This is a genomic window from Bacteroides sp. 224 (assembly GCF_010500995.1).
Lineage (GTDB): Bacteria > Bacteroidota > Bacteroidia > Bacteroidales > Bacteroidaceae > Bacteroides.
In genome coordinates this window covers 168,494-191,625 of sequence record NZ_QVMK01000004.1, presented here as the reverse complement: position 1 = coordinate 191,625, position 23,132 = coordinate 168,494, and the positions used below count along the sequence as shown (strand labels likewise).

Genomic DNA, 23,132 nt, shown 5'->3' with positions numbered 1-23,132 from the left:
TAAATCTCCTTTTATCACTTTATCTCTATTTTCGTTGTGTAAATACGATCTGCTACACTTTAGTCATAATAATCGCCCAATTCTATTATTGTATAGGATCAAAATGCAAATCGAACCAATAACGTTTTCCTCTTTCAAAATAGTTAACACCATTATTAGCAGCTGCTATTTGGGATGCATCTATTGTAAGGAGTGTAATATCTTTTTCTTCGTCTCCGACGATTATTTGTGCAGAAATAACAAGTTTTTCATCTTCGGCAAAAGTAATATTTTCACTATTTTTCATACCTGCTCCTGTCAAGAATGGCATAAAAGCATCATAACTCTCATTATTAGCGATTGTGGCATAATCGTTATTATTGACATTCGAGAATTTAAGTGTACTACTGTTACTTGATATTTCTGCAGTCATAGTAAATCCCAATTTATTATAAGGGCAAAATGAAGCGTGTTTTACGAAAAGTGGGCTTGTCATGGTTGCTGTAATATTTTTCACTTTCAGTTCTGTGCCTGTATTATTATGCAGCGTATAACGGAAAAGCGAAGACAAGTGCTTAAAATCCGATGTAGATATTTCTCCTTCTGGTTTTATTTGGACTTCAGCCCCGAGGTACGACAGCTTTACGATACCCGAACGAAACATAAAACATACTTTGCTTTGGTTCTATGGCTTATGCACATTTGTGTGGTTTTCTTTTTTTATCTATACTTATCACCCTGCCGGATTTGTTTGTTTAAATAGTTTTGTGTATGCTGCTGTGTTGTTAACGGTGGTTAGCTATTATCGTTATATATTTCAGTTAACTTCATCAGATATACGGCAAAATATTTCTGTATGGCATTATATCATAGCCGCTATTGTGCCGGGAGCCTTGTTTGTATGTTCTTTTTTTATTCCGTTTGATGTGCAAGAAGCTCTTGTAGCAGGGCGTGGACAGCTATACGAGGGGTATAAAATATACTCTCTTCTTTTCCTGTCAAAACCCATCTTACTATTTGTCTATGGAATGGTTTATACAGTTGCATCCATCCGCCGGTTGTTTGCTTATTATACAACTGCAAAGAGCAAAGAAGATGTACCCATAAAGCTGAAGCGTTGGGTGGTGGCACTGATGGCTATTGCGTTGACTATACTTCTGTTTGCGGTCTTTATGCTTTTGGTTCCTCGTTCGCGGCTAACGTCTACCGGAGGTTTCCTGGGATTGGTATTGCTTTCTTGCTGTCAGCATATAGTATTGGGATACAATGCTATATGCCGGAATTTCCTTATTTATATGGTAAAAGAAGAAGCCGGCGAAGCTACTCCCGATATTCCGGAACAGGCAGAGAAACCGGAATTAAAGAAGAGAGAATATAAACGAACATCCGAAGTAACACTCTCTCCGCAAGGAAAACTGGTATCAACACCCATCACAAAGAAACACTTTGAAGCCTATATGCGAAATAACAAGCCATATCTGAACCCCAAAATGAAGATAACCGACCTGATAGAACCGCTCAAAGCAAACCGCACGGCCATATCTAACTTTGTGAATACTACTTATGGCATCAACTTCAATTGCTACATCAACCAACTGCGGTTGAAGGAAGTGAGGCGGTTGCAAAAACTACCATCCAATGTAAATACCGACTTGGCTAAGCTGGTGAAAATAGCAGGGTTTACCGACGTAAGGCATTACCACCGTGCTTCAACCCCCATAACACATACCGAAGAATGACGAATACATCGAACATTATCGTACTCATATCCCTTGCAGGAGCCGCTTTCATTACGCTTTTCAGTTGTGTGGTGATGCTGGTCAACCGGTTTGAGGCACGTAATAAAGGAAGTCAATCGAAGAAGATCTCCACGGTGGTGGCAGTTATGTTTTTTTGTTCCTCTTTTTGTTGGTTTTCGATGTTGGTCTACCTGCTGCATCCGAGGGTATTTGTTTTTATACACCCTGCTCTGTATCTGGCGATGCTTTATTTTGAGGTGTTGCTCTATTATATTGTTTGTTGCATCACTCGCACAAAAGGCGATAAGCGTTTTTGTGTATGGCACTTCCTCATTCCCCTATTTGTTGTGGGTGGCATTTTCGCCGGATCTTTTTTCGTTCCCTTTGATGTTCAGTTAACCATTATCGAGAGTCATGGGAGGGTTTATGGCGATTATCGATTGTATGCATTACTGATGACCTCTAAATCTTTCGCATTTTTCGTTTACAATATTATTTATTCCTTGCTCAGCCTTCGGCGCATCCGGCATTATCGGCAGGCAATACAAGATTATTCGGCCGACGAAGGTCGCTCACCCATTCGGTGGCTCTACCTGCTGTTTTTCATTTCATTGGGTACTCTTCCACTTGTGCTGTTGGGTTCTTTTTTAGGTCGAAATCCATTGTTTAACACCATTGCACTTATATTTCCACTCATGTTATCTGTTTTTCAGGATGTGATTATTTGCTACAATGTAGTGGTTGTGAATTTTAAGATCATAGAGTCGGAAGAAGCGTTGCATACTTCTGCATCTGCACCTGTGCCTCTTGGCTCAAAGAGCGATGTTACAGAGAAAGAGAAAAGAGATAAAAAGATTGATAAAGAAAACTTTGAACGCTACATCCGCCAAAAGAAACCTTATCTGAACCCCGACCTCCACATAACCGATATGGCTACCGAATTGCTGACCAACCGCACTTACCTCTCTGCATTCATCAACCGGGAGTATGCAATGAATTTCAGTCGCTACATCAACCAGCTGCGCCTCAAAGAGTTGGCCAAACTACGCGTTCATCCCGATTATGAGAATCTTAGCGGAATGGAACTTGTACAAAAAGCCGGATTTAGCAACTACCGGGGCTATATACGGGCAAAGAACAAAGAAGATAAAGAAGCAACAATAAGGATGGAATGATATTTTGTTCTTTTTTTATGAAAATTTCTTGGTGGTTTCTACACCCCGGTGGAGAAATTCAGTACACCCGGATGTACGGATAGCGGACATCCCCGTCTACAAGCCTGGTACACCCGGGTGTACAAAAGCCTTTTCTATCGGCAGAAAAATAAAAAAAATGAATAAACGAAAGAAATAGTATAGGTCATAAAAAGATAATCTATGTAATAATATCGAAAAAGGTGGGACTTTGGTGGTACTTGGTGGAACTTTTTTTAGGAACTTCCATCAATATATCTTTTTGTATACCAATTAGTTATTCGTTCGGTGGAACTTATGGGACTTTTTTTTAGGAAAAACTTTCTGAGGGAGAAATTATGCTTTTTGATTATTTTGATACAAATAAAGCGGTTTTCATGGATTGTTTTATAGGTAAGTGTTCGGGATTAATTTATAAAGTACCCCCTCCGCCCTTTGGGCACCTCCCCCTTGCAGGGGAGGAATTCCTGCGGCATCGAGGACTTGGCTTCGGCGCCTCGCCGATCCTCCCCTGCAAGGGGGAGGTGCCCAAAGGGCGGAGGGGGTATCATACAACTAATTATGAGCATCTACTTAGATGAATTAATTTTGAATACCTACTCAGACCATTTTATTCAACCAAGATTGGGCAAAATCAATAAGTTGACGTTATCTTTGCAACTAAAAGATAAAAGGTGAAACAAAAGACCGTACAAATAGACTCTTTATCTATTGGATATCAGAGTTCTTCTTCTCATAAGAAGGTCGTTGCCCAACATATCAATGCTACCTTGTATAATAGAGAGCTTACCTGTTTGCTTGGTGCTAATGGTATTGGGAAATCAACCCTCCTTCGTACCTTATCTGCTTTTCAACCTAAAATAGATGGAAAAATATCCCTCCTGGGTAAAGAACTTGAAAGCTATTCCGGCAAAGAATTATCTTCTTTAATCAGTGTGGTGCTAACCGACAAAATAGATGTACGAAACATGACTGTAAGAGAACTGGTAGCTTTAGGCAGAACACCTTATACCGGATTCTTTGGGTCGCTGAATAAAGAAGATGATGCCGTAATAGATCGTTCTTTGAGTTTGGTAAATATCACCCACCTCTCTCGGAGAATGGTGCATACTTTAAGTGATGGTGAAAAGCAAAAAACACTAATAGCCAAGGCATTGGCACAAGAAACGCCTATCATATTCTTAGATGAGCCTACTGCCTTTCTCGATTTCCCAAGTAAAGTAGAGATGATGCAATTACTGCATGAATTAAGTCGGCACACCCATAAAACCATCTTCCTGTCTACCCATGATTTGGAACTGGCTCTTCAGATAGCCGATAAAATATGGCTTATGAACCAGGGGGGCATTACGGTGGGAACCCCCGAAGATCTTTCCTTAGACGGCACTTTGGCACATTCCTTCTCGGGCAAAGGGCTGGCTTTTGATTTAGAAACCGGGTTGTTTCGCATTCATACTGAAATAAAGAAAGAAGCGGCATTAATAGGAGAAGGGCAAGCATATACCATGATTCGGAAGGCGCTTTTACGAAATGGAATTCGGGCAACAAAGAGCACAACTAATCAGGAGTATGTGATTGAAATAATAAATGAAACTACTTTCAGTATTTATATTACTGCAACCGGAGAAACTGTAAAAGTGAATTCTGTTGACGAATTATTGGGTAAGATAAATTAATCTGTTACATTTGTGTACATATAATCATCATTTAATCCTTTATTTTATAGTATTATGAACATTCTATTAAATATCCTTTGGCTGCTTTTAGGAGGTATATTTACCTGTATCGAGTATATAATTTCCAGTTTATTGATGATGATTACCATTATAGGTATTCCTTTTGGTATTCAAACATTCAAAATGGCAGGGCTGGCTTTGCTTCCTTTTGGAAAAGAAGTGAGAACTTCTCCTCAATCCGGAGGATGTTTGAGTGTATTTATGAATATATTATGGTTTTTCGTAGGTGGAATCTGGATCAGTCTTTCTCACCTTGTATTTGGCATAGTGCTTTGCATTACCATTATTGGCATTCCTTTCGGAAGACAGCATTTTAAACTGGCAGCTTTAGCGTTAGCTCCGTTTGGGAAAACGGTGGTGGATAAAAAGGGGTAGATTAACAACTTAGTGAAGAAGATTTTCCTCACTGAATGGCATGGATTTGATTTGTTTTTGTATTTTTGTGGAAAATATTCCTCATAAATATGGATAATATAGATATAGAACTTAGAAAAGTTATTGATGCAGCTATTCAATCATCAGTCAACATTGATGAAGTTAAGTCACTGAAAGAACTATATATTTCCAAAAGAAATAGCCTAAAATTGTCTGACAGACAAATACAGAAGATGTTAGGGATGGATGCCAAGACCCTTAACCCTATACTCAATGGTGAGGCTAAACAGATTAATTTTGTTAATGTAATAAAGCTGGCTCATTTTCTTGGCATTTCGGTTAATGATCTAATTAAAGTATATGTGCCGGATTTGGATAGTAAACAAATAGGCGATATCCAGCGAGCGAGAGAAGCTGGATATATTGTAGAGTATTTTGATGTTTCGATTTTAAATAAGATAAAGTTTTTTAAATCAGGATCATCTTCTTATGAAATGGCTGAAAAAATAAAAACTTTTTTCAATATAGAAACTTTGTATAACTATTCAGAGGACTCATTGCAGTCTGCTTTCAGTCGAACTAAAAGGAATTCCAATGATTTAATGCGTAATTTCTGGGTGAAATCTGCATTTGTTCAATTTGAAACAATTGCAAATCCCTATAATTATGACAGGAAAGAACTGATTGATTTGATTCCCAAAATTCGTCCACATACAAGAGATATTGAAAATGGTCTTATCAAGGTACTAAAAGCATTATACAGAGTTGGTGTAACTGTTCTTTTTCAACCCAGTGTTGAGAAACTCCAAGTAAGAGGAGCAACTATGGTTGTAAACAGTAAGCCTTGTATTGTTTTGTCTGATTTACAAAATAATTATCCTACACTCTGGTTTACTTTGCTGCATGAATTGCACCATGTTTTGTATGATATAGAAGAAATAGAAAAAAGAACATATCATATTAGTAGTGGAGAAGGAGATCTTTTTTTGATGAATGAAGAAAAAGCTGATAGCTTTGCTCAGGAGTATTTGCTGAATGAATCTCGGCTAAAATTTGCTTCAGGGTATATTTCGTCACCTTTAAGCATTGAGAAACTCGCAAAAGAGTGGGGGGTTCATTCTTCTATAATTTATTCTATTTACTGCTATAAAACAAGCGAGTGGGCTTTTTATAATAAATATATACCTAAAATGGATAGTGCGTTACAGTTATTAAATACGCATCCATTTGAACGAGAGACTCTAATTGAATCTGCCAAACAAATTAAAAAAATAATAGCCATATAATAAAGAATGGAAGAAAAAAGAAAAAAACTCTCTAAAGAAGAGCTTGAAAAGATAAAAAAGGAACGTGAGCAAGAGATGGAGCGTGAAGTTATTCTTATGAAAGCCGATGAAGTTAAAGAAGAAACTTTAATCTTTGACATGGATGGTCAAATTGAGTTTAAAAATGAAATTGCGGATTTGGTGTTAGAACAAATAGACGATCCTGAGGAAAAATTTAATTTGTATTATAATGTAGTGAATCGTTTGTTAAAAAAGCATCTTCCTAAAGGTGAAGAAAATAAAGATGCAAGAGAATTGATTTATGAAGAAAAGAATACTTTTCTAACCAGAGGTCATAGAAAAAACGAAAAAGGAATTAGAGGCGCTGATGGCAGAATGGCATATATTCCGGATATTAATGAATTGATTAATATAATAATGGATTGGATATCGAATAAAGGAACAATGTTTGATCTTTACACAAAAATTCGAGACCTTAATATTAGTAAGGGTTATGGGAGTCCGCGCATATAAAATCTCAGTGTAAAGCAGCTCCCTTTTTTCAGTTCCGATTTCACCTGAATAGTACCTTGGTGAGCACTCATGATTTGTTTGCAAAGACTGAGTCCAATACCCGATCCAGATGTTTTGGTAGTAAAGAACGGCACAAAAATTTTGTCGGTTACTTCCGGCAAAATGCCTTCTCCGTTATCTTTTACATGAATGCTTATTTCTTCTGTCTTCTTTACTTCGGTGCTAATTAGGATGTGTGGATTTTCTTTTTTCTCTGTAGTTTCAAGAGCATTCTTTATCAAATTAATCAGCACCTGCTCTATCTGAGAACGATCTATATGTAAGGTAAGGTTTGGGTAATTGTTTTCGAATACCAAGTTCTTATTGGCAAATAATCTCTTGATATCGCCCAACAGATCTTCCACGCGTACGTCGGAACAAGTGGGAGCAGGCAGCCTTGTCAGCTTCCTGTAGTTTTCTACAAAGTTTAATAACCCCTTACTTCTTCGGTGGATAACCTGTATGGCTTGAAGCATTACTTTAGATTCTTTGGTGTTCTCGGTTAGTTCTGCTTGGCGCTCGCTGATTGTTTCTGAGAGGGAAATGATGGGAGTAATGGAATTCATAATTTCGTGGGTTAATACCCTAATCAGCTTTTGCCATGCTTCCATTTCATTTTGTTCCAGCACAGAATGAATGTTTTTCAAGCTGATGATAAGCTGTTCTTTGCCCTGTGCCGAGAAAAGAGTAGAGGATACCGCCATTTCCTGAATGGTTTTATTTACTTCCAAACGGATAATTCGTGTTTCGTGTGTGGAAAGCGAGAGCAATATATCCGGAACTTGTGGTTTAATTCCCAACAGCTCTTTGGCTGCTTGGTTAGACCATTCCACTTTTCCGTGTATGTTACTAACCAAAACGGCCGTATCTACTTTGTTTAGCAGGTTTTCATAATATTGATGCTTTATTTCTTCGGTTGCCATTCGTTGTTTAAGTTCTATTTCTCTGGCGCGCACGTTCTCTGTGATTCTGTACATCGAATTGATATGCTTTATTTGCATGCTGTACAGATGTATGCAGACAGCAATAAGAATAACTGTGGATACAATAGAGCTAAACCATAGCTGTTTTTGCAAACACATAAAACTTACGATGGAAAGGGAGATAATAAGCAATATATGTATGGCTACTGACAAAGGATATTTCTTCATAAACCTAATTTTTCGAGTTTCCGGTATAAAGCAAAACGGGTTATGCCCAGGTATTCGGCCGCACGTGTAATGTTTCCTTCGCTTATTTTCATGGCTTTCTCTATAGCTTTACGCTCCAATTGTTCTAAATTCAGTGTTTCAATCTCCTTGTGTGACTGTTGCGAAGCAGATTGAAACATGAAATCATTAGGACGCAATTGCAAATTATCATTTAATATAACGGCTCGCTCCACACTGTGTTGAAGCTCGCGTACATTGCCCGGCCAACCATATTTTAATAGCTTATTCTTGGCTTCTCTATTAAAACCACTGATTTTCTTCTTGTATTTAGTGGTATAGATTTTTAAGAAGTGTTCCGCAAGCAGAATAATGTCATTCCCCCGTTCGCGTAAGGGAGGGATATGAATTTCGATTGTATTGATGCGATATAGTAAATCTTGCCTGAAAGCTCCCTCGTTAACCATTTGATGAATATTCGCATTGGTTGCACAGATAAGTCTTACATCAATAGATTGCATTTGCGTGCTTCCTAACCGGCTGATTTGTTGTTTTTCTAAAGCTGTTAACAGCTTGGCTTGCATGGGTAAAGACAGATTGCCTATTTCATCTAAAAACAGCGTGCCGCCGGTTGCCATTTCCATACGACCCTCTTTTGACTTCCGGGCATCGGTGAAAGCTCCTTTTTCGTACCCAAAGAGTTCGCTTTCGAATAACTGCTCGGGTATGCTTCCAAGATCTATAGTAATGAAGGGTTTGCCGAAACGAGAGGAAGACCGGTATAATAATCGCGCAAAAACATCCTTTCCGGTGCCGTTTTCTCCTAATATAAGTATATTGGCATCGGTATCGCTTAATTTTTGGATGGTAGAGAAAACATTTTGCATGGCGGTCGATTCGCCTATAATTTCATTTTCCGTATAAGAAGAGCTGCTTAATACTTCCACTTGTTTTTTGAGTATGGATACCTCTTTGCGCGAGTTGCTTAACTTAATGCTCGACGATAAAGTAGCCAGCAGCTTTTCCTTCTCCCAGGGTTTGGATATAAAATCTGTGGCTCCTGCTTTAATTGCTTTTACGGCTTTATCGGTATCGGCATAAGCAGTCATAAAAATAACTATGGCTTGCGGATTTATAGAAAGAATCTCTTTTAAACTTTCGAAACCTTCTTGTCCGCTGATTGCATCTCTTCTGAAATTCATGTCCAGCAGAATAATGTCAGGATCATACGTATGCATAAAGTGGGCAATTCTTTCCGGAGTAGTGGCTACCTTTATTTTTTCGAAATAGGGCTCTAATAGTAGGTTAAGAGCAAAAAGTACATCTTCATTGTCGTCTACAATTAATATTTTCCCTTGTTTATTCATATCCAAAGTTTATTTTAATGTTTGAACCGCAGAGTTACGCGGATTAACGCGGAGTTTTAAGTTACGTTGCCGCAAGAAAATTAGAAAAACTCTGCGTTAATCTGCGTAACTCCGTGGTTCAATTAATAATGCAAATATAGGTATTATTCCCCTGTGCTGTATGTGCGTTATTGCACGTAATTTGTGCACATACGCACATTGTTTTCTCTCTATCTATTTTCGAATAGTCCTGATTATAAGTTGATTACGACTTTGGCACAGCTTTTGACTATTAATAACCGAAGATTAATTTTTAAACACTAATTGTACAAAGTAGCAATATGCTTGTGATACTACAATCTTTTAGGTTTGTATATTATAGTATGTGAATATTATTATCATAAGCGCTACTTTCAAAAGATACCATATTAAAAATTTAAAAGAAACTATGATCAGAACGTTATTAATATTATTCATTTCTTTATTCTCCATACAAAGCAATGCGCAAAAAGTATGGGAACTGACTCTTGAGGAAACAATAACCAGAGCACAAAAGTTTTCTCCTGATGCTCAGACGGCACGGCATAGTTTCCGGTCGGAATATTGGAATTACAAATATTATCAGGCAAACTATTTGCCGTCAGTTACATTAGCGTCAGACCCTTACTTAAACAGGTCTATAAACAAAATTTCTTTGCAGGATGGAAAGATGAAGTTTGTAGAACAAAACATGTTGGGTACCGATCTTTCCTTGTCTATCACCCAAAATATTCCATGGACCGGTGGAAGCCTTTCACTACAAACAGAAGTGCAACGAATGGACATGTTGGGCGATAAAACCGTTTCCTGGCAAACATCACCGGTAAATATCGTTTATCGTCAGTCTATATTCGGGTATAATGGGTTGAAGTGGAGCAGGCGGATTGAACCTGTACGTTATCTGGAAGCCAAGAAGAGTTATATGGAAACGCTGGAGCTGGTTGCCTCAAGAGCTGTAGACAGATTCTTTGATCTTGCTAACGCACAAAGCAATTATGAAATAGCTTGTTTTAACTATGCCAATGCAGATACGCTCTACAAATATGCAGAAGGCAGATATAAGATAGGTACAATTACCGAAAATGAAATGTTGCAATTGGAGTTAAATAAACTTTCGGAAGAAACGAATCGGATGAACGCGCGTAATGAGGTTGACAATTCTATGCAGAACTTTCGTTCCTTTTTGGGTATTCAGGAAGATATAGAGTTGAAAGTAGTAATAAACGATTCTGTACCGGATTTTATAATAGGGTTGAGCGAAGCACTGTTGATGGCTAATGAAAATAGTCCGGATATACAAAATATGATACGTCGCAAGCTGGAAAGTGAAAATGCAGTGGCACAAGCAAAAGCCAATGCAGGGCTTAAAGCAGACATTTATATAAAGTTTGGGTTAACTCAAACCGCAGATAAATTGCGAGAGGCTTACAAGAATCCGATTGAGCAACAACATATTAGCTTGGGCATTTCATTACCTATCCTTGATTGGGGACGAGGAAAAGGAAGGATTCGTGTGGCACGTTCTCAGCGCGACCTGATCTACACGCAGGTGGAACAAAATAAAACGGACTTCGAACTGAATATCCGCAAACTGGTAAAGCAATTCAATTTGCAGGCACAACGTGTGAAGATAGCTGTGCGTACAGATGAAACTGCTCAACGCAGAAACGATGTAGCTCGCAGGCTTTATCTTCTTGGGAAATCTACTATACTGGATCTGAATGCCTCTATTGTAGAGAAAGATAATGCCCGGAAAGGTTACGTAAGTGCTCTTTATAAATATTGGAGCCTCTATTATACACTACGTAGTATTACTTTATATGATTTTGAATTTCAGAGAGAATTAATGGTTAATATAAAAGAATTAGAACAATAAATTAAAAGAATACAATTATGAAATCAAGAAAAGAATTTGTTTTAAGAAGAAGTTTGAGACATTTTTATATACTTTCAGTAAATCCCGCAGGGATTGAACCTTGAATAACCCCCAGTGAAGCGAAGCGACTGGGGGGGGGTAACGTGCCAACGCCTCTCAACGCTGAAGGTGTTGAACCCACTTCGGGGTTCAGGCTGTGTGTGGCGACTTACTATCCCCCAGTCGCTTCGCTTCACTGGGGGTTATTCAAATTGAATCCCCTCGGGATTCCGATGATAAAAGTGCACAGAACTTATGACTAATTGCGAACATTAACTTAAGAGCTATAATTAAAAACAACTAATCTTCAAAAAAGCAATGGATATAAAACTTAAAAAGAAACCTTGGTATATTCGGTATAAGTATTACCTGATGGTTGGGGTGTTGTTTTTTGCTTTCTTTATTTACGTAATCACTCTATCTTTGAGTCCGAGGAGGTTGCGTGTTGAAGCAGACAGAATTCAGATAGTAGAAGTAAAAAACGATAAGTTTATGGAGTATGTAGATGCGGAAGGCGTTGTGCAACCCATTTTAACCATCAAAGTAAATAGTCGCGAAACGGGGAGTGTGGCTCGTATAATAGGCGAGGAGGGCAGTATGCTTCATAAAGGAGATACTATTCTTGTATTGTCGAACCCAAGTTTAATCCGTGCTATTGAAGATCAGCAAGATGAATGGCAGAAGCAATTAATATCTTTTCAGGAAAAAGAAATTGAAATGGAGCAAAAAAGCCTGAACTTGCAAAAGCAATCTTTGCAAACCGAATATGAACTGGCTTTGCTAAAGAAAAGCTACGAACTGGATAAAGAAGAATACAAGATGGGGATTAAGAGCAAAGCACAACTGGAAGTAGCCGAAGATGAATATACTTTCAAAACAAAAAGTGCCGAGCTACAACGAGAAACCCTGAAAAGAGATTCTGCCGTTGCCATTATTCGTAAAAACCTTATCCGAAACGAGATGGAGTGGGAGCAAAAGAAATACGAACGAAGCAAAGAAAGACTTGAAGATTTAGTAGTAAGAGCTCCCATTGATGGGCAACTTAGTTTCGTAAAAGTCACCCCGGGACAGATTGTTTCTCAGAATGAAGCTATTGCAGAGATTAAAATCCTGGATCAGTTTAAGATACAAACATCATTGAGCGAATACTATATTGACCGTATAGTAACGGGTTTACCGGCATCTGTTAACTATCAAGGTAAAAAGTATCCGTTAAAGATTTCAAAAGTAGTGCCGGAAGTAAAAGAACGAATGTTTCAGGTCGACTTGGTATTTACCGATGAAATTCCGGACAATGCACGTATCGGCAAAAGCTACCGCATACAGATAGAGCTTGGCCAACCCGAAGAAGCTATAGTTATCTCTCGTGGAAACTTTTATCAGTACACCGGCGGACAATGGATTTATAAGCTGGATGCTTCAAAAACAAAAGCCACCCGTATACCATTATCTATAGGTAGACAAAATCCACAGCAATATGAAGTGACAAGTGGCTTAGAAGTTGGCGATTATGTGGTAACTACCGGGTATGATACTTTTGGGGATGCACAGGAGTTGATAGTAAAATAAAACAATAGTTATTGAAGAGCGAGGGACTTATAACTAATAAAAAAAGAAATCATGTTATATAATTATATAAAGAATGCATTCCGTAATATAATAAGGCATAAAATACAAACTACTATTTGTGTTTTAGGGCTAACAACAGGTGTGCTCTGTTTTAGTGTTTGTTCTTATTATGGAAGAGCGATGTTTCGTGGAGATAGTTGTTTCTCCACTTACAACCGAATGGCAGGGCTTTTTACTCATTATGAGGGTATCCCTGATGGAGGTAATGGAATTTATAAATATCATCAGGCAGCAGGAAGCGTCATTGATCAGTTTCTGGAATTAGGATTTCCGGAAGTTGAGTATGTAGCTCGTTATAATACTTCAACTTCTGCAAATATAGAGCTTGAAATATCAGATACTTTATCCAATGAATATAGAGTTCGTCTTTTTGAAGGAAGTCGGGATTTCTTTAAAGTATATCCTCCTAAAGTGATTGAGGGAACTGTTTTTTCGTTCTCCGAGCGACTTGATGCAGCTTTAGTTACGCGTTCGTTCGTAGCCCGATTGGGATTAGACAATCATTCTATTGTAGGGAAACAGCTAATGGTTAATTCTTTTAGATACATGAAGTTTGATCAGCCCAAGTTCTGTATAATTGTTGGGGTTATTGAGGATTATCCTTTATGGACAAACCTTCAGAGAGAAATAGATGTTATAACCCGGAATGATAAAGCCTCCGGTGATATTTCTCTATTAATGTTTCCGGAAGTAAATGTAGAGAGCATAAACAAACGATTGCAAGGAAAGATATTTGGGGGTGGAGATTTAAGAGAGCAAACACTGGAAGTGCAGTTATATTCAGATATGAGAGTTCGCAACCCGACCGCCATGTATCTGTCTTTTATTGGATTTTTAGTGTTGTTTGCCGGATTAATAAACTTTCTGAGTTTTACAGTGAGTTCTTTCCTGAACAGGTCTAAAGAAATCAGCTTACGCAAAATTTTAGGGGCAACTTCAAAGAATTTATTCGGATTGCTATTTACTGAATTGTGCTTATTAACTCTCATCTCTTTTTTGTTGACTGTGTCTTTAACCGAATCGCTGATATCATATATTCTATCTATTCTTCCTTATAAAGTTCAAGCCGATTTTTCACTTGATATAAAGGAATTAATGTTTCATCAAGGTCAATATTTTATATGCATTATTATTATTTGCTTATTGGTAGCCCTTGTAAACGTCTGGAGAATAAAGAACAAAAAGAATGTTATGGTATGGATTCGGAATGGCAATCGGCATAAATTAAGAAATATACTATTGGGTGTTCAACTATTTATTTGTGTTGCGTTTCTTCTGGCTACAGTAGGTGCCATCTTGCAATCAGATTATATAAAAACTCAATACAACCCTTATTTAACATTGAAGGAGCAGAAGCAAATTCTATTTATGTCTTTTGAGAATGAGCACAAACTATATGACCATGCCGATGAAATCATTCATTATATAAAGAATACAAATTGGGTAGAAAAGATAGCATTTTATTCTGCTGATTATACAGAGTACCAATCTGCTAATGGGACAACAGACCTTCAACTGAAAGGCGTTTCTCCGGAATATTTTTCTATAATGAATTATCCGATAGAGCTACCTTTGGAGAATAAACCCTATTGTTACATTAACCATAGCCTGAAAGATCAATTAGAAAAGGATTCATTGCTGAGTGGTTTTAGAGTAAAAAACAAATATTATTCAGTTACAGGATTAATAAACTATAAAGAACGAAATTCTTATCTTACAGAAGTAGCTTTCATTCCTTTTTGGGAGAAATCACCAAGAACAATTTATATAAAAGTGAAACCGGAAATAGATAGCGAAGAAATAGCCGACAGCTTAACCAACTACATAAAAAGTTTTTTGCCGGCAGGTTCTTACTATGAAGTAACAACATTAGAAAAACACAATGAATCTCTTGAATTGGTGCTGCTGAAAATTTTATTTCTAATTTGTGTTATTGTATGCTTAATGATTACTGTATTAGGTATTTACAGTGCAATAACTCTTGATACGCAGAGAAGGCAAAAAGAAGTAGCTATTCGTAAAATAAACGGAGCCGTTATAAAGGATATTTATTTGCTTTTTGCTAAGTTATATATAAGATTGTTTGTTATAGTATCTTGCTTATGCGTTATTCTTGGCTTGGCAGTATGTATTAAGCTTTCTGAGAGTTTTGAAATGTTTAATTACAAGAATCCACTCTTTTGGATTTATGCATTAGCAATAGCAACTTTTATTATCATTCTAACTATTGCATCTCGCATATATCTTACTTCAAGGCAAAACCCGGCAGAAACAATAAAGAGTGAATAATCGGCGAGGTGCCGAAGCCAGATTCCCGATGCCGCAGGAATACCTCTCCTGCAAGGGAGATGCCCGAAGAGCAGAGGGATTATAATAACTAATTAAGAATATTTATAAAAAAAGAAATCATGTTATACCATTACATAAAAATAGCAGTTCGAAACTTACTGAAATATAAAACACAAAGTATCATTAGTATTTTAGGATTAGCCATAGGCTTTACTTTTTTTGCATTATCCATGCTCTGGATACATTATGAACTAACCTATGACTCTTTCCATGATGGTGCAGACCGGATTTATCTAGTACAAATGGAAGATATGGCAGGAACGAGGCAAACTACAACTACAACGCATGCTTTGGCAGCTTATTTAAAGGAAACCTTTCCGGAGATAGAAAGTAGTTCTAATAATCATCATCCTTACATGAATGATGTTATCATAGATGGAATAAAGCAACAAAGCTGTATAATGTTTACCAATGAACGCTATCTTGATATGTTCGACATTAAAACGGTAGAAGGAAGCATAGATTTTCTGGCACCCAACAGCAAAAAGATAGCAATAACCCAACAAGCTGCTGCCCGTTTTTTTGGAGATGAAAGTCCTATAGGAAAAGAAGTAAGTAGTTACGGAACTCTGTACACCATTTCGGCTATAATAACAGGCTGGAGTGAACATTCTAATATGTATTATGATTTTATATCCGGTTATGAACAAGCAAGTTATTCTTGGGGGTATGCATCTTGGATTACCTATATAAAACTAAAAAAAGGAGAGGATTTCGAGAAATTTGCAACTAAATTGGCTGCTCACGAAATCAGAAAAGAACATGTAGTTATCAACTCATTAACGTTGCTCCCTCTTAGTAAATTACATTACAGTGGTGCAATGTTTATTTTAAATGTTAAGTTCAATCATTTAATCATTTTCTCTATTGTAAGTGCACTGATTATTTTTTGTGCATTGTTTAACTACCTTACCATCTTTGTAAGCAGGCTGTATATGCGTTTAAGAGAAACAGCCTTGCGCAAAATCTGTGGGTCAACTAATGGGAGTTTATTTATGCTTTATTCGGTGGAGCTATTAATTATTTTGTTGTTATCTACAGTTATAGGAATGGCTTTTCTTGAAATTGCATTGCCTGCATTTAAAGAACTTTCATCGGTTAGTTCTACAAAGGGAGAGATTTATTTAGAAGCCATTGGCTATATGTTCGTAATCGTTTTGATAGCCTTGTTAATAGTTCGTTTTTCTATTTATTATGTAAACAAACGGGCGCTTTACCTCTCTATAAAAGAAACATCGGATGGAAGACGCAGAAATATTTTCCGCAAATCCAGTATCATGCTTCAATTGATAGTTGGTTTGGGTATTATGTTTTGTTCTGTTGTGATGATAAAGCAGTTGCAGTTTTGGAAAAATACAGATATAGGCATGGAAAGAAAAAATAGTGCAATGTTCGGTGCGCTTTTCCCTATAAAGAATGATGTTCTTGTGAAAAAAGTAACAGAACTCCCAATGGTTACAGATATGATAGAAGGTAGTTATCCTTTAATTGGAAGACCTAAATATTATGAACAAGTAGTAAATTGGGAAGGAAAGCCTGAAGATGCTGAGTCTTTTCAAATAGAACTTATCGAAACAAATGAGGAATATTTAAAGTTTCACGGGTTGGTTTTGTTAGAAGGAGAAATGCTGAGTGATAAGAGTCCCAAAGAAAGTATTCTGCTTAATGAAAAAGCGGTGAAGGTGTTGGGATGGCATAAGCCTATTGGCAAAAAAATATTAGATAAAACAGTGATAGGGGTAATTAAAGATTTTTATTTGGCTTCTTATAGTACTCCGTCAACTCCAATTGGTTTTGTTCTTCCAAGAGAATCAGAATATACATACATTCCTCCTGTGGTATTATTCAAGTATCAGGAAAATACTTGGTCTGAATGTAAAAAGATTATTGAAGAATGGATGAAACAGGAATATAAAAACGAAAGTTTTTATATTCGAAATATAGAAGAAGTATATGATGAAGCCTTAAAGTCGGAAAATGCCTTATTGACAATGCTTATTTTTGTTGCTTTTGTTTGTATGCTCATCTCTGTATTTGGTGTGTTCTCTTTGATTACGTTAACTTGCGAGCAGCGTCGTAAAGAGATTGCTATACGCAAGGTAAATGGTGCAAAGCGTATCAATATTCTATTGATGTTTTTTGATGAATACTTTGTGCTATTGGTTATAGCCTCAGTTATAGCTTTCTCGGTAGGTTATTTTATAATGAGCTCCTGGATAGAATCATTTATATTACAAACAGAAATAAGTTGGTGGATTTATGCGGTAATATTTTGCTTTACGCTCCTTGTATTGGCTCTGACTATTCTTTGGAGGGTTTGGAAGGCGGCTGTGCAGAATCCGGCAGAAGTGATTAAATCAGAATAATAAATTATTTATAAAACGAAAAGATTATGATTAAAACAGAAAACTTACAGAAAATATTCCGTACGGAAGAAGTGGAAACCTGGGCATTGAATAATGTAAGTATCCTGATTAACGAAGGAGAATTTGTGGCTATTATGGGTCCATCGGGTTGTGGAAAGTCTACGCTTTTGAATATTTTAGGGTTGCTTGATAATCCAACAAGCGGAGCTTACTATCTGAATGGAATCGAAGTATCCAACTATACCGAATCTCAGCGAACAAATCTTCGGAAAGGGGTTATTGGCTTCGTATTCCAAAGCTTTAACCTGATTGATGAACTAAATGTTTACGAAAACATAGAGCTGCCTTTGCTCTATATGGGTATTTCTTCGGCAGAAAGAAAATCAAGAGTAGAAAAAGCAATGAAGCGTATGGATATTACTCATCGTAGCAAGCATTTTCCGCAACAACTCTCAGGAGGGCAACAACAACGTGTGGCAATAGCCCGCGCGGTGGTGGCCAATCCGAAGTTGATTCTGGCAGATGAGCCTACCGGTAATCTCGACTCGAAAAATGGTAAAGAGGTGATGGCATTATTAAGCGAACTGAATAATGAAGGAACCACTATTGTAATGGTAACACACTCTCAGCACGATGCCGGTTATGCCACACGTATTATTAATCTGTTTGACGGGCAGGTGGTTACTGAAGTAACGGTTTAGGGTGTCAATAGCAACTTTATATATTCTTAACTAAACTTCCTCTCTTTTCTTTAAGTCCGACCTAATTGTTCGTTAGGTCGGACTTAATTTATCAAAAGGTGGCACTTAACCAATGAAAAGGTGCTACCTTTTAAATTGAATAAAAGTGTTTCTTTGATGGAATGAAACCGTCTTTCACCTCGTTTAGAAGGCTTTTGGAAGGGGTAGGCGTAAAAAAAGAGGAAAGCAACAGCTTTCCTCTTATATGGGTGAATTGATTGAAATCTAATTCACGATTGTTTCACAAATATACTACATTGGGAGAGGGAAAGCAAGCTTTTCCCTTTATTTTTTAAATGATTCCCAGTTGTTTGAAACACTTAAACAGTTTCTCTATAGCATAATCTATCTGATCGATGGTATGAGTAGCCATCAGAGAGAAACGAATCAATGTATCTTCCGGAGAACATGCCGGAGGAATTACCGGATTAACGAATACGCCTTCGTCGAACAACATTTTGGTTACCATAAATGTCTTATCTATATCTCTTACATATAGCGGTATGATAGGGGTGGCGGTATGACCGATCTCGAATCCGAGTTCGCGGAAACGTTTTAATGAGTAGTTGGTATTATCCCAAAGTTGTTGGAGGCGTTCCGGCTCAGTCTTCATGATATGCAAAGCGGCACGGGCAGCGGCAGTGGCGGCAGGAGTGCTACTTGCACTGAATATATAAGAGCGAGAGTTATGGCGAAGATAGTTAATAATAGATTCGTCGGCAGCAATAAAGCCTCCCAAAGAAGCTAACGACTTACTGAAAGTACCCATAATTAAATCTACGTCGCCAGTCAATCCGAAATGATCGCAAGTCCCTCTTCCCTGACGACCTAATACGCCAAGTCCGTGAGCTTCGTCTACCATGATATTGGCGTTGTACTTCTTGGCTAAGCGAACGATTTCGGGTAGGTTGGTGATATCTCCTTCCATGCTGAAAACGCCATCTACTACAATGAGCTTCACGGATTCGGGCCTGCACTTCTGCAATTCCTTTTCCAGCGAGTTCATGTCGTTGTGCTTAAACTTAAATGTTGTAGAGAATGACAAACGACGACCTTCTACGATAGAAGCATGATCGAGTTCATCGCATATAATATAGTCTTCGCGGCCGGTAATGCAAGATACAACTCCTAAATTCACCTGAAACCCGGTAGAATATATAAGGGCATCTTCTTTACCTACAAACTCGGCTAATTCTTTCTCTAATTGAATATGGAGGTCGAGTGTTCCATTCAGAAATCTTGATCCGGCACATCCTGTACCATACCTTTTAGTAGCTTCAATCGCAGCTTCAATAACTTTTGGATGATTGGTTAGCCCTAAGTATGAATTTGAGCCAAACATAAGCACTTTTTTTCCGCTCATCATCACCTCTGTATGTTGCTCACTCTCAATACAGCGAAAGTATGGATATACACCCTTTGCTTTTATTTTCTGAGGAATATCATACTTAGCTAACTTATCTTGTAATAATCCCATTATTTATTTCCCTATAAATAAATTTATTAATTCCTTTTGAATCTGTTTTCAAAATCGGGGTCAAAGATAGTAAAATATGTATTTGCCTGTTTCTTTTTTACATGAAAATATTCTGTTTCTATTTTAAATGATGGCTCCTGCCTTACTTTTGAGAGATTTATACTATTTTTGTCATTGCATATTTTTGAATATAACACAATGATAAACACCACGGAATAGTTGATATTATTAAATGAACCGCAGATTAACACAGATTTTCACAGATTATTAAATTAAAACTCTGTACCCTTTGTGTCTTCTGTGGTGAATTTCTTACTAAAGATCTGTGGACATCTGTGTTAATCTGTAGTTCAAAAACAAGCAGCATATTACTTTAAAACTAAAAAACAGAAACTGTACTTTATGAAGAAGGTACTATTTATAATAAACCCGAAATCCGGAACACAAAGTAAAAACTCTCTCACCTCTCTTATTAATGAGGTGATAGATAAAACTCGTTTTACATGGGAGGTTATTTATACTCAATATGCAGGACATGCCTCCGAACTTACCATTAAAGCCACTGAAGATAAAGTAGATTTGGTAGTTGCAGTAGGAGGAGATGGCACAATTAATGAAATAGCTCGCTCGCTGGTTCATACAAAGACCGCCCTTGGAATCATACCTTTTGGCTCAGGAAACGGATTGGCCAGGCATCTGCAAATTCCGATGGAAGCCAAGAAAGCACTTGAGATCATTAACAACGGAATAATTGAATTGGTAGATTATGGAAAGATAAACGATACTCCTTTCTTTTGTACTTGTGGAGTAGGGTTTGATGCTTTTGTCAGTCTGAAATTTGCCGAAGCCGGTAAAAGAGGGGTGTTAACTTACCTGGAGAAAACGCTTCAGGAAAGCCTGAAATATCAACCGGAAACCTACGAGTTGGAAACAGAAGACGGCATGGTAAAGTATAAAGCATTTCTGATAGCCTGCGGCAATGCTTCTCAATATGGAAATAATGCTTATATAACTCCTCAGGCCACTATTACCGATGGTTTGCTGGATGTAACTATCTTAGAGCCGTTTACCGTGCTCGATATTCCTTCGCTTTCTTTTCAGCTATTTAATAGAACCATCGATCATAACAGCCGGATAAAGACATTTCGTTGTAAGAAGCTACATATTCACCGATCTAAAAAAGGAGTGGTACATTTTGACGGCGACCCAATGATGACCGGAGAAGATATTTATGTAGAAGTAATTAAAGATGGTTTGTATATGTTGACTCCCTCGGAGAAACAAAAACAGGTTTCTAACGTATTGAATAGAGCTTCCGATTATATTAGCGGATTACGCTTGTTGAATGAAGCAATTGTAGGCGATATAGCCCAAAGAAATAAAGATTTGATAAAGAAACTGACCAAGAAAGAATGAAATTAAGATGCACTCAAATAATCTATATCGAATAAATATGTACTTTTGCATCAACTTTGAATAAATCAAAATAATATATATATGTATAGAACGCATACGTGCGGAGAACTTCGAATCTCCGATGTGAATAACATGGTTACCTTGGCAGGGTGGGTACAACGCTCTCGTAAAATGGGTGGAATGACTTTCATTGACCTGCGCGACCGTTATGGAATTACTCAATTAGTATTCAATGAAGAGGTAGATGCCGAACTTTGTGACCAGGCCAATAAGCTGGGACGCGAATTTGTAATTCAAGTAACCGGTTCGGTGAACGAGCGTTTTAATAAAAACGCCAATATTCCTACCGGTGATATTGAAATCATTGTATCTGAATTGAAAGTATTGAATGCTTCCATAGTTCCTCCATTTACCATTGAAGATAATACAGATGGTGGCGATGATATCCGCATGAAGTACCGTTACCTGGATTTGCGTCGTAATGCTGTTCGTGCCAACTTGGAACTTCGTCATAAAATGACTATTGAGGTACGTAGTTATCTTGATAAATTGGGCTTCCTGGAAGTTGAAACTCCTGTATTGGTGGGGTCAACTCCCGAAGGTGCTCGCGACTTTGTAGTTCCTTCGCGCATGAACCCCGGGCAGTTCTATGCTTTACCACAATCTCCACAGATATTGAAACAATTACTGATGGTTTCCGGCTTCGATCGTTATTTTCAAATCGTGAAATGTTTCCGCGATGAAGATTTACGTGCCGACCGTCAACCGGAATTTACTCAGATCGACTGTGAGATGAGCTTTGTAGATCAGGAGGATGTTCTCGGTATATTTGAAGGAATGTCTAAGCATCTTTTCAAATCCTTGAGAGGTATAGATATTCAAGAGCCTTTCCAACGTATGTCTTGGCATGATGCGATGAAGTATTACGGAAGCGATAAGCCCGATACGCGTTTTGAAATGAAATTCGTTGAGCTGATGGAGATTATGAAAGGTCATGGTTTCTCTGTATTCGACGATGCAGCTTATGTAGGTGGTATCTGTGCAGAAGGTGCCGCTTCTTATACGCGCAAACAACTGGATGCCCTAACCGATTTTGTGAAAAGACCGCAGATTGGTGCCAAAGGAATGGTGTATGCTCGTGTAGAAGCAGATGGAAATGTAAAATCAAGTGTCGATAAATTCTATTCGCAAGAGGTATTGCAAAAGATGAAAGAAGCTTTTGGAGCTAAACCGGGCGATTTGATCTTAATTCTTTCCGGAGAAGATATTATGAAGACTCGCAAACAGCTTTGTGAGCTTCGCCTGGAAGTTGCTTCTCAGTTAGGATTACGTGATAAAAACCAATTCTCTTGCTTATGGGTAGTAGATTTCCCATTATTTGAGTGGGACGAAGAATCCGGACGATTCATGGCTGTGCATCATCCGTTTACATCTCCTAAACCGGAAGATATCCATTTACTCGATTCCGATCCGGGAGCGGTACGTGCTAATGCTTACGATATGGTTATTAATGGCGTTGAAGTAGGAGGGGGCTCTATCCGTATTTATGATAGTGCTTTACAAAATAAAATGTTCGAATTATTAGGATTCACTCCCGAAAGAGCAGAAGAGCAATTTGGCTTCCTGATGAATGCATTTAAGTATGGTGCACCTCCTCATGGTGGTTTAGCTTATGGATTAGATCGCTTTGTGTCTTTGTTTGCCGGTTTAGATTCTATTCGCGACTGTATAGCATTCCCAAAGAATAATTCAGGACGTGATGTGATGCTGGATGCTCCTTCAGTGCTTGAACCGGCACAGTTGGAAGAGTTGAATTTGGTGGTGAAGGTGAAAGAAAATTGATGATA

The 23,132-nt window shown here is 37.7% G+C and carries 17 protein-coding genes; 13 read left to right on the top strand and 4 right to left on the bottom strand.

The window, feature by feature from the left end; genetic code table 11:
* Positions 1-85 precede the first annotated feature (85 nt).
* Entirely contained in the window at positions 86-643 is a 558-nt protein-coding gene (locus D0T60_RS04320) for a hypothetical protein (protein WP_163216925.1), read from the bottom strand.
* Between the two features lie 40 nt (positions 644-683).
* On the opposite strand from D0T60_RS04320, the gene D0T60_RS04315 reads away from it, so the two are divergent.
* From D0T60_RS04315 to D0T60_RS04290, 6 genes are all read left to right on the top strand, one after another.
* Entirely contained in the window at positions 684-1,718 is a 1,035-nt protein-coding gene (locus D0T60_RS04315) for a hypothetical protein (RefSeq protein ID WP_163216924.1), read from the top strand.
* Positions 1,715-2,893 carry a helix-turn-helix transcriptional regulator gene (locus D0T60_RS04310; RefSeq protein WP_163216923.1) on the top strand — a complete coding sequence of 393 codons (1,179 nt, stop codon included), beginning with the start codon at positions 1,715-1,717 and terminating at the stop codon, positions 2,891-2,893. Before D0T60_RS04315 ends, D0T60_RS04310 begins: the two co-directional genes overlap by 4 nt.
* A 692-nt stretch (positions 2,894-3,585) precedes the next feature.
* Positions 3,586-4,587 (top strand): ABC transporter ATP-binding protein, encoded by a 1,002-nt coding sequence (locus tag D0T60_RS04305; protein ID WP_163216922.1) that lies wholly within the window; start codon positions 3,586-3,588, stop codon positions 4,585-4,587.
* 54 nt (positions 4,588-4,641) lie between these two features.
* Positions 4,642-5,022 (top strand): YccF domain-containing protein, encoded by a 381-nt coding sequence (locus D0T60_RS04300; protein WP_163216921.1) that lies wholly within the window; start codon positions 4,642-4,644, stop codon positions 5,020-5,022.
* Between the two features lie 89 nt (positions 5,023-5,111).
* Positions 5,112-6,308: an XRE family transcriptional regulator gene (locus D0T60_RS04295; protein ID WP_163216920.1), complete on the top strand. Its 1,197-nt coding sequence runs from the start codon at positions 5,112-5,114 to the stop codon at positions 6,306-6,308.
* 6 nt (positions 6,309-6,314) lie between these two features.
* On the top strand, positions 6,315-6,821 hold the full coding sequence (locus D0T60_RS04290; protein WP_163216919.1) for a hypothetical protein: 507 nt from the start codon (positions 6,315-6,317) through the stop codon (positions 6,819-6,821).
* Here the strand turns inward: D0T60_RS04290 and D0T60_RS04285 are convergent.
* The gene (locus D0T60_RS04285; RefSeq protein ID WP_163216918.1) at positions 6,800-8,011 is read right to left on the bottom strand and encodes a PAS domain-containing sensor histidine kinase; all 1,212 of its coding nucleotides are present in this window, start codon (positions 8,009-8,011) and stop codon (positions 6,800-6,802) included. The two genes, D0T60_RS04290 and D0T60_RS04285, sit on opposite strands and share 22 nt — an antisense overlap.
* Entirely contained in the window at positions 8,008-9,375 is a 1,368-nt protein-coding gene (locus D0T60_RS04280; protein ID WP_163216917.1) for a sigma-54 dependent transcriptional regulator, read from the bottom strand. The genes D0T60_RS04285 and D0T60_RS04280 overlap by 4 nt, the downstream gene beginning before the upstream one ends.
* Before the next feature lie 427 nt (positions 9,376-9,802).
* On the opposite strand from D0T60_RS04280, the gene D0T60_RS04275 reads away from it, so the two are divergent.
* The 5 genes from D0T60_RS04275 (at position 9,803) to D0T60_RS04255 (ending at position 18,353) form a co-directional block, all read left to right on the top strand.
* The gene (locus tag D0T60_RS04275; protein ID WP_163216916.1) at positions 9,803-11,269 is read left to right on the top strand and encodes a TolC family protein; all 1,467 of its coding nucleotides are present in this window, start codon (positions 9,803-9,805) and stop codon (positions 11,267-11,269) included.
* Between the two features lie 357 nt (positions 11,270-11,626).
* Complete coding sequence (locus D0T60_RS04270; protein ID WP_163216915.1) at positions 11,627-12,877, top strand: efflux RND transporter periplasmic adaptor subunit; 1,251 nt, start codon at positions 11,627-11,629, stop codon at positions 12,875-12,877.
* A gap of 51 nt (positions 12,878-12,928) precedes the next feature.
* Positions 12,929-15,226, top strand: a complete 2,298-nt coding sequence (locus D0T60_RS04265; RefSeq protein ID WP_163216914.1) for an ABC transporter permease — start codon at positions 12,929-12,931, stop codon at positions 15,224-15,226.
* Between the two features lie 119 nt (positions 15,227-15,345).
* Positions 15,346-17,652, top strand: coding sequence for an ABC transporter permease (locus D0T60_RS04260; RefSeq protein ID WP_163216913.1), 2,307 nt, complete (start codon positions 15,346-15,348; stop codon positions 17,650-17,652).
* 26 nt (positions 17,653-17,678) lie between these two features.
* Positions 17,679-18,353, top strand: a complete 675-nt coding sequence (locus D0T60_RS04255) for an ABC transporter ATP-binding protein (RefSeq protein ID WP_163216912.1) — start codon at positions 17,679-17,681, stop codon at positions 18,351-18,353.
* 331 nt (positions 18,354-18,684) lie between these two features.
* On the opposite strand, the gene spt is transcribed toward D0T60_RS04255, so the two are convergent.
* Positions 18,685-19,869 (bottom strand): serine palmitoyltransferase, encoded by a 1,185-nt coding sequence (spt, locus tag D0T60_RS04250; RefSeq protein ID WP_163216911.1) that lies wholly within the window; start codon positions 19,867-19,869, stop codon positions 18,685-18,687.
* A 402-nt stretch (positions 19,870-20,271) separates the two neighbouring features.
* Between spt and D0T60_RS04245 the strand changes: the two genes are divergently transcribed.
* Positions 20,272-21,285, top strand: coding sequence for a diacylglycerol kinase family protein (locus D0T60_RS04245; RefSeq protein WP_163216910.1), 1,014 nt, complete (start codon positions 20,272-20,274; stop codon positions 21,283-21,285).
* Between the two features lie 81 nt (positions 21,286-21,366).
* Complete coding sequence (gene aspS, locus D0T60_RS04240; protein WP_163216909.1) at positions 21,367-23,127, top strand: aspartate--tRNA ligase; 1,761 nt, start codon at positions 21,367-21,369, stop codon at positions 23,125-23,127.
* Positions 23,128-23,132: the final 5 nt, after the last annotated feature.

Coding starts and splice junctions, on each gene's coding strand:
- D0T60_RS04245 (WP_163216910.1), top strand. CDS start 20,272: ATGAAGAAGGTACTATTTATAATAAACCCGAAATCCGGAACACAAAGT.
- D0T60_RS04265 (WP_163216914.1), top strand. CDS start 12,929: ATGTTATATAATTATATAAAGAATGCATTCCGTAATATAATAAGGCAT.
- D0T60_RS04280 (WP_163216917.1), bottom strand. CDS start 9,375: ATGAATAAACAAGGGAAAATATTAATTGTAGACGACAATGAAGATGTA.
- D0T60_RS04290 (WP_163216919.1), top strand. CDS start 6,315: ATGGAAGAAAAAAGAAAAAAACTCTCTAAAGAAGAGCTTGAAAAGATA.
- D0T60_RS04300 (WP_163216921.1), top strand. CDS start 4,642: ATGAACATTCTATTAAATATCCTTTGGCTGCTTTTAGGAGGTATATTT.
- D0T60_RS04275 (WP_163216916.1), top strand. CDS start 9,803: ATGATCAGAACGTTATTAATATTATTCATTTCTTTATTCTCCATACAA.
- D0T60_RS04260 (WP_163216913.1), top strand. CDS start 15,346: ATGTTATACCATTACATAAAAATAGCAGTTCGAAACTTACTGAAATAT.
- aspS (WP_163216909.1), top strand. CDS start 21,367: ATGTATAGAACGCATACGTGCGGAGAACTTCGAATCTCCGATGTGAAT.
- D0T60_RS04285 (WP_163216918.1), bottom strand. CDS start 8,011: ATGAAGAAATATCCTTTGTCAGTAGCCATACATATATTGCTTATTATC.
- D0T60_RS04295 (WP_163216920.1), top strand. CDS start 5,112: ATGGATAATATAGATATAGAACTTAGAAAAGTTATTGATGCAGCTATT.
- D0T60_RS04270 (WP_163216915.1), top strand. CDS start 11,627: ATGGATATAAAACTTAAAAAGAAACCTTGGTATATTCGGTATAAGTAT.
- spt (WP_163216911.1), bottom strand. CDS start 19,869: ATGGGATTATTACAAGATAAGTTAGCTAAGTATGATATTCCTCAGAAA.
- D0T60_RS04255 (WP_163216912.1), top strand. CDS start 17,679: ATGATTAAAACAGAAAACTTACAGAAAATATTCCGTACGGAAGAAGTG.
- D0T60_RS04310 (WP_163216923.1), top strand. CDS start 1,715: ATGACGAATACATCGAACATTATCGTACTCATATCCCTTGCAGGAGCC.
- D0T60_RS04320 (WP_163216925.1), bottom strand. CDS start 643: ATGTTTCGTTCGGGTATCGTAAAGCTGTCGTACCTCGGGGCTGAAGTC.